This is a genomic window from Roseibium sp. (assembly GCF_025698965.1).
In the GTDB taxonomy this organism is placed as follows: domain Bacteria; phylum Pseudomonadota; class Alphaproteobacteria; order Rhizobiales; family Stappiaceae; genus Roseibium.
In genome coordinates, this window is the sequence record NZ_JAILWL010000016.1 from 16,572 (window position 1) to 28,870 (window position 12,299).

A 12,299-nucleotide genomic window follows, 5' to 3' on the forward strand; every position below is an offset into this window, starting at 1 on the left:
TTTCCTCAGTCGAGAGCGGGCACAAGCAGGTCAAGTGGATCACCTTCAATATGAAGCGGTGCGCCAGTGACGGCCTGCAGATCATCGATGGACATGCCGGGCAGCTTTTCACGCAGAACAAAGCGGTCGTCGATGATATCGATGACAGCGAGCGACGAATAAATGCGCGTGACACAACCGACACCGGTGAGCGGGAAGGTGCAGGCTTCGACCAGCTTCGGCTTGCCGTCCTTGGTCACATGGTCGGTGACGACGGCAACCCGTTTGGCGCCATGGACGAGATCCATCGCGCCACCAACCGCAGGTACGCCTCTGGTGCCGACACTCCAGTTTGCCAAGTCACCATTCTGGGCGACCTGGTAGGCACCTAGAACTGCAAGATCGAGATGTCCGCCACGCACCATGCAGAAACTGTCGGCATGGTGAAAGAAGGACGCTCCCGGCTCGAGGGTGATCGCCTTCTTGCCGGCGTTGATGAGATCCCAGTCCTCTTCGCCCTCCTTCGGAGCGCCGCCGAAACCGAGGACACCGTTTTCGGTATGATAGATCACATCTCGGCCTTCGGGCTGGAACTTGGCAATCATTTCCGGAAAGCCGATACCGAGGTTCACATAGGCGCCGTGCTCGATATCCTGCGCCGCGCGCCAGGCGATTTGCGCGTTTGATAGTTTTCTCTCAATCATCAGTAAACCACACCCGCGCGGACGAGCGCTTCTTCCTGTCGCGGATGGGGAACTTCAACGATGCCGTCGACGAAGATGCCGGGTGTCACCACGACCTCGGGATCAATGCTACCCAGATCCACCAGGTTGCTCACCTGGGCAATGGAGCGATTGGCGGCCATGGCCATCAACGGATTGAAGTTGCGGCCCGCGAGCCGATAGGTGAGGTTGCCGAGCGCGTCGCCGAGCTGAGCTTTGATGATGGCATAGTCGGCCCTGAGCCAACGCTCTCGCACATACAACTTCCCGTCAAACTCTTCGGTGGGTTTGCCATCTGCGAGCTCGGTTCCGAAAGACGTCGGTGTGTAAAAGGCGGGAATGCCCGCACCGGCGGCGCGAATGCGTTCAGCGAGCGTACCCTGGGGCACGAGTTCCAGCTCGATCTCCCCAGCGAGATACTTTTCGTTGAAGGCTTCCGCATTTGATGAGCGCGGAAATGAGCAGATCATCTTGCGGACCATGCCTGCCTTGATCATGGCGGCAATGCCAACGCTGCCATTGCCCGCGTTGTTGTTGATTACCGTCAGATCCTTTGGGCTGCCGGTTGCACGAAACCGGTCGATTAGCGCGTGGATCAGCTCGATAGGGGCACCAGAGCCGCCGAACCCGCCAATCATCAGACGGGCCTTGTCCGGAATATCTGCAACTGCTGCCTTCAGACAGGAAATTGTCTTGTCCATAGAAACCTCCTCGATTGGAAGTTTTCTATGCGTTCACAACCAAGTTTGGCCAGTAAATTTGTTCACATGTTGACATTTGTTCAGCTGGTGTTCAATTCTGTGCGCATTATGAACAAACCCACTGATCACATCGCCTCGCTTGCGAAAGGGCTGAAGGTGATCGAATGCTTCGGAGCTGAAGCCTCCCGGCTGTCGATCTCGGATGTGGCTGACGCTACCGGCCTCGACCGGGCGACTGCGCGTCGCTGCCTGTTGACGCTCCATCATGAGGAGTACGCGGATTACGACGGGAAATTCTTCACCTTGACACCTCGTGCCTTGCGGCTAGGGCTGGGAGCACTTGCTTCGCTGCAATTGCCGCAGGTCGTTCAACCGTGGCTCGATCAGCTGACCGAACAGATCGGCCAGTCCTGTTCTGTGTCAATCCTAGATGGAACAGAAATAGTCTATTTGGCACGGGCCGCGCAAAAGCGAGTCATGTCGATCGGCTTGTCACCTGGCTCCAGATTGCCGGCTCATTGTACCTCCATGGGACGGGTGTTGCTGGCAGCCCTACCGGAGGAGGAGGGGCGAGCCATCATTGAACGCTCGGACCTGACCCCGCGCACGTCGCTGAGTCTGACCGATCCTGATGAGATCATGATCCGAATTGCCGAGGTGCGCACTCAAGGCCATGCTGTGATTGATCAAGAAGTAGAAATCGGTCTCAGGTCACTCGCCGTTCCAATCTTTAACAGTCGCGATCGAGTGGTGGCTGCGCTTAACACAGGAATGGCTGCGGCTCAGGCGAGCATAGAGGACCTGGCCGTGAGCTACCTACCTGCGCTTCTCAAGGTCCAGGCCGGCGTACGGCGGGTCCTGCACTAAGCCGATCAGACCTGATAGCCCTAGTCCTGCCTCACAATCGTCCCTTCTGGTGAGAGCTCGGGGCGAGGGCGGGCTGCAAGTTCCACAGCCGCATTGATACCGATGCCCGTCATGCACAACAGTTTGGCGATGATTTGCTGCTTGCTACCCTCGGGTAAGTCGCCTTTCGTGATCGCTAAACTGGCTCCAATGAGTGCATGCGTTGTCAGGCGCCAGACAAGTTCGGCGTTGGCAACTTCGAAACGTCCAGCCTGTGACGCCAGCCTCAAGTCCCGGATAGCGAAGGGACCCATCTTCCGGAACATGGCATCGGCAATCACTTCCGAGCGATTGAGCATTTGGGCCCAACGGACATCGCCGGTCGCCGTGTCTAGGACAGTCCGAATGCCGAAGGCATAAACTTGGGCAGGGTCCTCGAAGGTATTTGTCACTTGTTCGATCCGTAGCGCGAGCTCATGCATAAGGTCTTCAAGCACCGCAATCGCCAGCTCGTCCTTTGAACGGAAATAATTGTAAACGGTGCCTGCCCCTACATCGGCGCGTTCGGCGATCTCCAGCATGGTCGCCGCGTCCACCCCCTTTTCCATCATGATCTCGCGCGCCGCGGTGATCAGTGCGTTCTGATTGCGTCTCTGGCGCCGCGCAACACGGCCTTCGGACTTGGTTGGGGGTAGGGCCACAGATGTCTCCAATATTCGAAACTGAACTGTATTCGGAAACGAGCCAAGTCACAAGTGAGAGGAGGCGCTTTTGGCGATAGGTAATTAGAATATATGTGAATTTTCAAATGGCTTTAGATGTTTTTGGAGGGTGAAAATGGACTTTCGTCAAAAGTGATCATAAATCAAACTTGACGATCATTCATTTTTGTGCAGATTTTTAAAGAGCCGGGCTGGCTCGCATATAGGTCGTGCGTCGCCGCCGGGTTTGGAGATCAGCTCGGGAGGAGAACATGTTGACCGATTCAAGAATTGCGCAGCCCTTTGATGCCGACGTAGCAATCGTCGGTGCCGGCCCAGTCGGTACGATGCTGGCGATCCTTCTGGCCAACCAGGGTAAAGAAGTCACGCTGGTCGAGCGTTGGACAAACCACTACGGTCTTCCGCGAGCAGTTACTTACGACCATGAGATCGCCCGTATCCTGGCCACACTCGGCATTGACTCCGAATCCGACCGGGCGATCAATTTCCACGACGAGCTTTACTACTGGCGTAATCGCGACGGTAAGAACCTGCAGATCGTCGACTGGAAGAGCCAGTCGGCCAGTGGCTGGCGCGTTCGATACTGGTTCAACCAGCCGCTCCTGGAAAAACGACTTCTGAAAATGGCAGCTAAAAAGCCTTCGATCACCATCCTGCGCGGCTGGGAAGGCATTGCGTTGGACCAGGACCGCGAAGGCGTCACCCTCTCACTGAAGCAGAATCCCGAGGAATACGGACCCGATGGTGAACACAAGATCGTTCGGGCAAAATTCGTCGCAGGAACTGATGGTGCCAATAGTTTCGTGCGTGAAAGCCTTGGCATCGAAAACGACGACAAAGGCTATTTCTTCGATTGGCTGATCCTCGATATGATCCCCGACTTCGACTACTGCGCTTCTCGGCCGGACGATCCTGCGCAGTGGCAGCTGTGTGATCCCAGGCGCCCGACCACGGTGGTTCCCGGCGGTCCCGGTCCTTCCGAGGGCGACCCAGACCGACGGCGCTGGGAATTCATGGTACTGCCGGATGAAGATGCCACCGAACTGCAAAAGCCGGAACATGCATGGAAGCTTCTGGAGCCATGGGGGCTTACGCCTGAAAACTCCGAGCTTGAACGTGCAGCTGTCTACCGTTTCCAGGCCCGTTGGGCAATGCAGTGGCACAAAGGTCGCTGTCTGATCGGAGGAGATGCTGCGCATCTGATGCCTCCATTTGCCGGCGAGGGGATGTGTGCCGGTCTGCGCGATGCAGTGGCCATGGCCTGGCGCCTCAACGCGATCCTTGAAGGCAAGTGCGGTCTGGACCTGCTTGAAACCTATACGAGCGAGCGCAAGGAACACGCCAAGCACTACATCAATTTCAGTCAGGAACTGGGCAATATCATCTGCATTAGCGACGAAGCCGAAGCGGCCGAACGAGACGCCCGGATGATCGCCGATCTGAAGGCACGCAACAACGTACCCGTGCCCACTGACGTCTGTCATCTTGGTTCCGGTGCATGGTGTGCAGACAGTGCACATGCCGGTGAGCTGTCGGTTCAGGGGGTGGTCCACTACAAGGGCCGAACTGGCCGTTTCGATCAGGCCGTGGGGTACGGATGGGTGCTGATCGGTTACGAAACCGATCCCCTTGTTGCACTGACCGAGCAGCAACGCTTGCAGCTTTCCGAACTCGAAGGCTTCGGCGTAACCGTCGGTGCGCCGGTCAGCGATGCTGAAGTGGCCGACTGTAACGGTGTCTATGCGCGCTGGATGGCGGATATCAACGCCAAGTACGTGTTGGTCCGCCCAGATTTTTATGTCGCGGTAACCGCAAACACACCGCGCGATCTTCAATCACGCTTCGACAAAGTGATAGCCGAGCTTGATCTCAAATCTGCTTCGGCGGTCGCAGCAGCTTGAGGACAGGTTATGCCGCAAGAATTCACATTTAACATCAACCCCGCCCGGATCGTGTTCGGCAGGGGTACCATTTCCCGGGTTTCCGAGGAGATTTGCGGACAGGGAGCAAACCGCGCCCTGGTACTGTCCACACCGTTTCAAAGGAGCGACGCGGACCAGCTGGCCGAAAGCCTGGGCAGCCTGGCCGCCGGCGTATTTTCTGAAGCGGAAATGCACACGCCGATGGACGTTACGGAACGTGCGATGGCTCTCTTCGCAAAATACGGCGCTGATTCCGTCGTGTCTCTTGGTGGCGGCTCCACGATCGGTCTCGGCAAGGCGATTGCCTATCGCAACGGTTGCCCGCATGTCGCGGTCGCCACGACCTATGCCGGATCGGAAGTGACGCCGATCCTGGGCCAGACTGACAAGGGTGTCAAAACCACCTTGAGGGATCCGCGTGTCCTGCCGGAGGTCGTGATCTACGATCCGGAACTGACAACCGGCCTTCCTGTGGAAATGAGTGTCACATCCGCTCTCAACGCGATTGCGCATGCGGTTGAGGCGGTCTATGCGCGAGACCGCAACCCGGTATCGTCATTGCAATCGGTTGAAGGCGTTCGGGCGCTGCGCGATGCGCTTCCGGCCATTGTCCGGAACCCTGCCGACATGGATGCACGCAGCGATGCGCTTTATGGCTCATGGCTCTGCGGCACCGTTCTCGGGACGGTCGGCATGGCGCTGCATCACAAGCTTTGCCACACGCTGGGTGGTTCCTTCGATCTACCACATGCCGAAACCCATGCGATTTTGTTGCCTCATACGGCCGCCTACAACGCTGTAGCTGCAGCCGCTGAGCTCAAGGATCTTGCCGCATTGTTCGGCGGTGACATCGGCAGTGGACTCTGGGAATTCGCAAAAGGGCTCGGGGCGCCGCTTGCCCTGAGGACGCTCGGACTAGACGCATCCGATCTGGACCGAGCCGCCAATCTGGCAGCGAAGAACCCCTACTGGAATCCACGTCCGGTCGAGCAAGCCGCAATCAGGACATTGCTCGAGCATGCCTGGGAGGGGCGGCGGCCGGAATAGAGGAATGACCGCAGACAAAGAGGGAGGAAGTAACATGCTTACCAGAAGAACATTGCTCAAAACCGGCGTTGCGGCCACGGCAACATTGGCGATGCCGGCGCTTGCCCAGGGGCGGGCGATCAGGATCGGTTATGTCAGTCCGCAATCGGGCCCGCTTTCGGCTTTTTCCGAAGCCGACGCCTATATGATCGATCAATTCGTCAAGGCCGCCGCCAAGCAGGGGCTGAATGTCGAAGTTGTCGTGAAAGATAGCCAGTCAAATCCAAATAAGGCGGCTGAAGTTGCCCGCGAACTCATTGTGCGCGACGAGGTTGATCTCATCTGTGTGGCCTCCACACCCGAGACGACGAACCCGGTCTGCACAATCGCCGAAGCGGAAGAAATTCCAGTCATCTCTTCGGTCGCACCTTGGCAGCCGTGGTTTATCGGTCAGCAGGGCAATCCCAACGACCCTGCAAGCTGGCAGGACTTCGACTATGCCTACCACTTCTTCTGGGGGCTGGAAGACAACGTATCCATCTTCCTGAAGATGTGGAGCAAGATCCAGAATAACGGTGTGATCGGCGCGCTTTGGCCCAATGACGGAGACGGCAATGCCTGGGCTGGACCAAACGGTATGCCGCCAGCCGCTACCGAAGTCGGATTTGACCTTGTCGATCCGGGCCGCTACCAGAATCTGACGGACGATTTCAGCGCCCAAATCAACGCATTCAAAAAGGCTGATGCTGAAATCTTCACCGGCATTCCAATCCCTCCGGATTTCACGACGTTCTGGACACAAGCCAAACAACAGGGCTTCAATCCCAAGATTGCGTCGGTCGCCAAGGCGTTGCTCTTTCCCGAGAGCGTTCAACAGCTTGGCGACCTGGGACACAACCTGACCTGCGAGGTTTACTGGACGCCCACGTTCCCGTTTTCGTCTTCGCTGACTGGAGAAACCTGCGCAGATCTTGCTGCAGGATTTGAAGCGTCTGCACAGCGGCAATGGACGCAACCGGTTGGATTTACGCATGCCCTGTTCGAGGTTGCGGCCGATGCCATAAAGCGTGCGTCGGATCCGACAGATGGAGATGATCTGGCGGAAGCAATAGCGAACACTAACATCGACACAGTGGTGGGTAAAATTGCTTGGGGTCGTGAAAATTTGCCTCCCTTTGCGCGCAAGAATGTCGCCAAGACGCCCCTGGTCGGAGGCCAGTGGCGTCGTCTCAACGACGGTGCGTTTGACCTGGTAATCGTTGAAAACGGGAACGCTCCCATACCCCTTAGCGGCACGCTCGAGGCCTTGCACTGAGGCGATGGGGCGCCGGCTCTGTTTGTCGGCGCCATCCTCCCCTGGAGAGAAATAATGACAATTCTGGCACTCAAGTCGGTGTCCAAATCCTTTGGAGCGCTCAAGGTCACGAACGATGTGACGCTGGAGGTTGAGCGGGGAGAAGCCTTGGGGATCATCGGGCCGAACGGTGCGGGCAAGTCCACACTGTTCAATCTGATCACGGGCAATCTGAAACCCGATGCAGGTACGGTGGAGTTCGATGGGCGCGACGTGACGCGGGTTACCGCGATGGATCGGGTTCGTGCCGGTATCGGGCGGTCGTTTCAGATACCGCAGCCATTCACGCATCTGAGCGTATACGAAAACCTGCTGGTCGCTGCGCAGTTCGGCGGCAATCTACACAGGTCCGAGGCTGCACATTTTTGCGTCGACATCATCGAACGCACGGGGCTCCTTCAGGTGATCGAAGAGCCCGCCGGCGGCCTGCCTCTCCTTCAACGTAAGCGCCTGGAGCTTGCCCGTGCAATGGCAACGTCGCCGCGATTGATCCTACTCGACGAGATCGCTGGCGGGCTCACCGACGCGGAATGTGGCGATCTCGTCCGCACAATCAAAGGCATCCATAGGCACGGGACTACCATCATCTGGATCGAGCATGTGCTGCACGCGCTGACCTCCGTCGTCGACCGGCTCGCGGTGCTGAATTTCGGCAAGATGCTGATGGTGGGAGGGGTCAATGCCGTCATGAACTCGCCCGAGGTGAAAGAAATCTATCTGGGAATCGAAGTATGACCGAACCGCTTCTTGCAACCCATGGCCTGACGGCCCACTACGGCGACTTCCAGGCCCTTTTTGGTGTCGACATCAAGGTCGAAGAAGGCGAGACCATTGCGATTATCGGCGCCAACGGCGCTGGCAAATCGACCCTGATGCGTGCAATCACCGGCCTTCTGCCGAGCGCTTCAGAGGCAGTCCGCTTCAGAGGCGAAGCGATTGGCACGCTGCCGGCGCCTGAAATACTCGAACGCGGCATCTCGATGGTGCCGGAGGGGCGGAAGCTGTTTCCTTCGCTCAGCGTCGAGGAAAATTTGCTGATCGGGGCGCATGCGCGCGAGGGCAATGGCTACTGGACACTGGAGCGCGTCTTTGAAGTTGTTCCCGTCCTGCGAGAGCGGCGCCACCATCCAGGCACAGCGCTCTCAGGCGGCCAGCAGCAAATGGTCGCCATCGGCCGCGCGCTGATGTCCAATCCCGATGTGCTGCTGTGCGACGAGGTCAGCCTCGGTCTCGCGCCTGTCGTCATCAAAGAAATCTACGGCTCCTTTCCTCAGATCAAGGGAAGTGGCGCTGCCATTGTCGTGGTCGAGCAAGACATCGGCCAGGCGATGAAGGTTGCGGATCGTGTCTATTGCATGATGGAGGGGTGGGTCACCCTGGAAGGCTGCCCCGCCGATCTTCCCCGCGACGCCATCCACAACGCCTATTTCGGAGTAAATGCATGATCTGGATTGACACCATCTTGCAGGGCGTCCTGCTCGGAGGGCTTTATGCGCTCTTTGCTGCAGGTCTCAGCCTCGTATTCGGGATCATGCGGTTGGTCAATCTGGCACATGGCGATCTCATCGTGCTGGCCGCCTTTGTCATCTTGATCATTATGTCTTCGCTCGGGCTCGGGCCCTTTATGGCCGCTCTGATCGCGGCTCCTATCATGTTCGCAGTTGGCTGGGCACTGCAGACCTATGTCCTCAACCGTGTGCTCGGCGATGATATCCTGCCCCCGCTCCTGGTTACCTTTGGCCTGTCGGTCGTTATCCAGAATGGTCTCCTGGAAGTCTTCAGCGCGGACAGCCAGAAGCTTTCCGCAGGATCGATCGAGGCGCAATCCCTGACACTTGGACCGGTGGCCGTGGGGGTCATGCCGCTGCTGACGTTGGTGATGGCGGTGGTCGTGATCCTCGCTCTGAATTACCTGTTTTTCCATACAGCGCTTGGCCGCGCATTCCGTGCCACGTCTGACGACGCGGTGACGGCGGGGTTGATGGGCGTTCGCCCGGACAACATCTTTGCCATTGCCACTGGGCTGGCCATGGTCGTCGCGACGATTTCCGCGCTTTTTCTTGGCATCCGCGCCAATTTCGATCCGTCTATCGGCCCGGCGCGACTGTTGTACGCCTTCGAGGCGGTCATCATTGGCGGCCTCGGCAGCCTCTGGGGAACGCTCGTGGGCGGCATCATCATCGGGATCGCACAGGCGCTCGGAGCGGCGATCAATCCTGCATGGCAGATCCTCGCCGGGCATCTGGCTTTTGTTCTGATCCTGCTTTTCCGTCCGCGCGGGCTGTTCCCGCGGGCCAACGATTGAGGAGGGTAACCGTGCCTGAAACACTCTTCCGGACCATGATGATACGCGGCTTCGGCCTGCTTGCCGTCCTGATGTTGTTTGTCGTCCCGGTCATTGGATCGCGTGCCATGGTGCAGGACTTGTTCGGCGTGCTGACACTGCTTGTGCTCGCGCTCAACTGGAACCTGCTGGCGGGATTTGCCGGGCTAGTTTCCGTCGGTCAGCAGGCCTTTGTCGGCCTTGGGGCCTATACGATGTTCGCCTGTGTTATTCTGCTGGACGTCGATCCGCTCTGGGGTATTCTCGCCGGTGGTGCCGTGGCCATGATCGTTGCCGTACCGGTCGCCATTTTTACATTCCGCCTTTCCGGAGCTTACTTCGCTATCGCAACTTGGGTCCTGGCGGAAATCGTGCGTCTGGTCCTGGCGCAGTGGAAGGCACTTGGCGGGGGCACCGGCACATCGTTGCCGAAGGGCACCACCAAGGACATGTGGGGTGTGCAGTGGCTCAAGGACACTCTCGACGTCAGTTCTTCGGCGGCGTCAGACGCGCTGACTTACTGGCTGGCACTCGTTCTGGCACTCGGCACGCTGGCAGCCGCTTATGTCTTTTTGCGCTCCAAGGCTGGTCTGGGTTTGCAGGCCATTCGCGACAATGTCGGTGCGGCGCGCTCTGTCGGCGTCGACCCGACCCGATTGAAAGCCTGGATTTTTCTGCTGACAGCCGCGGGAACCGGCGTATGCGGGGCGCTTTTATTCATTCAGATCACAAGGGTAACGCCTGAAGCTGCCTTCTCGGTGGTCGACTGGAAGGCCTTCGTGATCTTCATCACCGTGATCGGTGGGGTAGGCACTCTACCGGGGCCGATCGTGGGAGTGATCGTCTTCTACATCCTTCAACGCACCCTTGCTGACTACGGCACAATCTACCTAATCGTGCTCGGGCTCATTGGCATCGCGGTCATGCTATTCGCACACCGCGGGCTCTGGGGGCTTTTTGCCGACAAAACCGGGATCGAATTGCTTCCGCTCAGGCATCTGCCGCCCCGGTCAGCGCATTCAAGCTGAAATCCCACGTCTACTCAAGGAAAGGATAAGCACCGTGACGAAGTACTTTACGGAGGAAGGGTCGGCCGAAACCGTCAATGCCCGCATGGCTGACGGTACAAACCCGCGCCTGAGAGAGGTTATGACCTCGGTGGTCAAGTACCTGCACGCGTTTGCCAAGGATGTCGAACTTACCCAGGAGGAATGGGAGTGTGGTATCGATTTCCTCACGAAAACCGGACAGATCTCTTCTGAGGAACGCCAGGAGTTCATCCTGCTGTCGGATACGCTCGGGTTGTCAATGCTGGTCGACGCGATCAACAATCGACGTCCGACGGGGGCAACAGAGAACACGGTCCTAGGTCCTTTCCACGTGAAAGATGCGCCGATCCACCAAGCGGGCGACAGCATAAATCTCGATGGCAAAGGTGAGAGCTGCCTGTTCGAAGGTCGGGTGATCGACATCCACGGCGAGCCGATCGAGGGCGCCTGTATCGACGTCTGGTCGGACGATGCGGAAGGCTTCTATGACGTGCAGAAGCCCGGCGAAATTCCAAAATGGAACAACCGTGGGAGATTCATCACTGGTTCCGACGGCATCTACCGATTCACCAGTATCAAGCCAGTGAGCTACCCGATCCCCGACGACGGGCCTGTCGGCCAGATGCTCGGTCATCTAGGGCGCCATCCATACCGGCCGGCCCATGTTCATTTCATGGTGACTGCGCCGGGCCACAAAACAATTGTGACCCACACTTTCGTCGGCGACGATGACTACATCTCTGATGACACGGTGTTCGGCGTGAAGGAAACTTTGGTCGCATCATTCGAACTCATCAAAGGCGAAACAGAATGGCGTTCGCCATTCGATTTCGTCATGGTACCGGAAAGCTCTGACCCGCCTCCAAAGGCCTGTTAGTCCTGTTGGCTTGGTAGATCGTTTCGCTCCAGCGGGGTTGCTGTCCACGCCCGTTGCACCAGCCCCAGGCTTTTGACGTGGCTCGGCATCGAATCTGCGCCAGTGTCACGCTATCGAAACGCAGATTGATCTCTACTATTCCTGGTGGCCATTCTCTAGGCGGTTTGAGTTGCTATTTAAAGCTTTCTGTTAAGCGGGCGCTCGTCCGTTCATAAGGACAGTAAAACGGATGCGTTTCCGGTCAAAGAGCTTTGATTTCGTACCAAGGAGTTGCCCCGAATCGTGATTGCCGGCGATCACGACAATGGCCGTATCAGTTTCACTTTGAACGCGTTCCCAAAAACCGCCGTAGAGCTTCGCCGCGGTTTCTTACGGCGAGGCTTTGTTATAGACGTCGCCGGCTAACAGAAAGGGTAACATCAACCTGGTCTGCGGTGATGGCTCCACGTCAGAACCTGCGCCTGTTTACGTCCTATCGAAACACAAACGAGATGGAGACGAACATGATCAACACCGCTAGCTTCCGCATCGGTTCCATCTACCACTGGGAGAAAGTTCCCCACATCTCGATCGCTTCCAACGACGCTCTCCCCAGACTGATGCCAGTCTCGAGTTAGTTTTTGAGAGATGGCATTTTCATGCCGCGGTGTCCAATACGGGTTGCTCTCGTTTCGCGAATTCTTCTGGTGTGAGCCAGTTCAGAGCCGAATGGGGCCTGAGTGCGTTGTAGTGCTGCCGCCAGTCTTCGATGATGTGCCGGGCTTCTGCCAGGGTCGAG

General features: G+C 57.8%; 13 protein-coding genes. 9 read left to right on the forward strand and 4 right to left on the reverse strand.

Features of this window, described 5'->3' with window-relative positions:
* Positions 1 to 5 precede the first annotated feature (5 nt).
* Entirely contained in the window at positions 6 to 683 is a 678-nt protein-coding gene (locus K5905_RS02620) for a 3-oxoacid CoA-transferase subunit B (protein ID WP_297580031.1), read from the reverse strand.
* Positions 683 to 1,402, reverse strand: a complete 720-nt coding sequence (locus K5905_RS02625) for a 3-oxoacid CoA-transferase subunit A (RefSeq protein WP_297580034.1) — start codon at positions 1,400 to 1,402, stop codon at positions 683 to 685. Before K5905_RS02625 ends, K5905_RS02620 begins: the two co-directional genes overlap by 1 nt.
* 108 nt (positions 1,403 to 1,510) lie before the next feature.
* Here K5905_RS02625 and K5905_RS02630 point away from each other — a divergent pair, with 108 nt between their 5' ends.
* Complete coding sequence (locus K5905_RS02630; protein WP_297580037.1) at positions 1,511 to 2,269, forward strand: IclR family transcriptional regulator C-terminal domain-containing protein; 759 nt, start codon at positions 1,511 to 1,513, stop codon at positions 2,267 to 2,269.
* Positions 2,270 to 2,289: 20 nt separating this feature from the next.
* On the opposite strand, the gene K5905_RS02635 is transcribed toward K5905_RS02630, so the two are convergent.
* Positions 2,290 to 2,949 carry a TetR/AcrR family transcriptional regulator gene (locus tag K5905_RS02635; RefSeq protein ID WP_297580039.1) on the reverse strand — a complete coding sequence of 220 codons (660 nt, stop codon included), beginning with the start codon at positions 2,947 to 2,949 and terminating at the stop codon, positions 2,290 to 2,292.
* A gap of 272 nt (positions 2,950 to 3,221) precedes the next feature.
* Here K5905_RS02635 and K5905_RS02640 point away from each other — a divergent pair, with 272 nt between their 5' ends.
* Genes K5905_RS02640 through K5905_RS02675 form a run of 8 tightly spaced genes read left to right on the forward strand, consistent with a single transcriptional unit; the run spans position 3,222 to position 11,521 of the window.
* Positions 3,222 to 4,871, forward strand: coding sequence for a bifunctional 3-(3-hydroxy-phenyl)propionate/3-hydroxycinnamic acid hydroxylase (locus tag K5905_RS02640; RefSeq protein ID WP_297580042.1), 1,650 nt, complete (start codon positions 3,222 to 3,224; stop codon positions 4,869 to 4,871).
* Positions 4,872 to 4,880: 9 nt separating this feature from the next.
* Positions 4,881 to 5,939, forward strand: a complete 1,059-nt coding sequence (locus K5905_RS02645; protein WP_297580045.1) for a maleylacetate reductase — start codon at positions 4,881 to 4,883, stop codon at positions 5,937 to 5,939.
* A 34-nt stretch (positions 5,940 to 5,973) separates the two neighbouring features.
* On the forward strand, positions 5,974 to 7,233 hold the full coding sequence (locus tag K5905_RS02650; protein WP_297580048.1) for an ABC transporter substrate-binding protein: 1,260 nt from the start codon (positions 5,974 to 5,976) through the stop codon (positions 7,231 to 7,233).
* Positions 7,234 to 7,287: 54 nt separating this feature from the next.
* Positions 7,288 to 8,007 (forward strand): ABC transporter ATP-binding protein, encoded by a 720-nt coding sequence (locus K5905_RS02655; RefSeq protein ID WP_297580050.1) that lies wholly within the window; start codon positions 7,288 to 7,290, stop codon positions 8,005 to 8,007.
* Entirely contained in the window at positions 8,004 to 8,717 is a 714-nt protein-coding gene (locus K5905_RS02660) for an ABC transporter ATP-binding protein (RefSeq protein WP_297580053.1), read from the forward strand. Before K5905_RS02655 ends, K5905_RS02660 begins: the two co-directional genes overlap by 4 nt.
* Positions 8,714 to 9,577: a branched-chain amino acid ABC transporter permease gene (locus K5905_RS02665; RefSeq protein ID WP_297580056.1), complete on the forward strand. Its 864-nt coding sequence runs from the start codon at positions 8,714 to 8,716 to the stop codon at positions 9,575 to 9,577. Before K5905_RS02660 ends, K5905_RS02665 begins: the two co-directional genes overlap by 4 nt.
* A gap of 38 nt (positions 9,578 to 9,615) precedes the next feature.
* Positions 9,616 to 10,623, forward strand: a complete 1,008-nt coding sequence (locus tag K5905_RS02670) for a branched-chain amino acid ABC transporter permease (RefSeq protein WP_297580062.1) — start codon at positions 9,616 to 9,618, stop codon at positions 10,621 to 10,623.
* A 34-nt stretch (positions 10,624 to 10,657) separates the two neighbouring features.
* The gene (locus K5905_RS02675; RefSeq protein WP_297580059.1) at positions 10,658 to 11,521 is read left to right on the forward strand and encodes a dioxygenase; all 864 of its coding nucleotides are present in this window, start codon (positions 10,658 to 10,660) and stop codon (positions 11,519 to 11,521) included.
* A gap of 636 nt (positions 11,522 to 12,157) precedes the next feature.
* Here K5905_RS02675 and K5905_RS02680 read toward each other — a convergent pair.
* The coding region (locus tag K5905_RS02680) for an integrase core domain-containing protein (protein WP_297580065.1) at positions 12,158 to 12,299 on the reverse strand (142 nt) is incomplete at its 5' end.

Bases quoted from the DNA above. Each gene is read 5' to 3' on its own strand.
- K5905_RS02620 (WP_297580031.1), bottom strand. From the start codon at position 683: ATGATTGAGAGAAAACTATCAAACGCGCAAATCGCCTGGCGCGCGGCG.
- K5905_RS02625 (WP_297580034.1), bottom strand. From the start codon at position 1,402: ATGGACAAGACAATTTCCTGTCTGAAGGCAGCAGTTGCAGATATTCCG.
- K5905_RS02630 (WP_297580037.1), top strand. From the start codon at position 1,511: ATGAACAAACCCACTGATCACATCGCCTCGCTTGCGAAAGGGCTGAAG.
- K5905_RS02640 (WP_297580042.1), top strand. From the start codon at position 3,222: ATGTTGACCGATTCAAGAATTGCGCAGCCCTTTGATGCCGACGTAGCA.
- K5905_RS02645 (WP_297580045.1), top strand. From the start codon at position 4,881: ATGCCGCAAGAATTCACATTTAACATCAACCCCGCCCGGATCGTGTTC.
- K5905_RS02650 (WP_297580048.1), top strand. From the start codon at position 5,974: ATGCTTACCAGAAGAACATTGCTCAAAACCGGCGTTGCGGCCACGGCA.
- K5905_RS02655 (WP_297580050.1), top strand. From the start codon at position 7,288: ATGACAATTCTGGCACTCAAGTCGGTGTCCAAATCCTTTGGAGCGCTC.
- K5905_RS02660 (WP_297580053.1), top strand. From the start codon at position 8,004: ATGACCGAACCGCTTCTTGCAACCCATGGCCTGACGGCCCACTACGGC.
- K5905_RS02665 (WP_297580056.1), top strand. From the start codon at position 8,714: ATGATCTGGATTGACACCATCTTGCAGGGCGTCCTGCTCGGAGGGCTT.
- K5905_RS02670 (WP_297580062.1), top strand. From the start codon at position 9,616: ATGATACGCGGCTTCGGCCTGCTTGCCGTCCTGATGTTGTTTGTCGTC.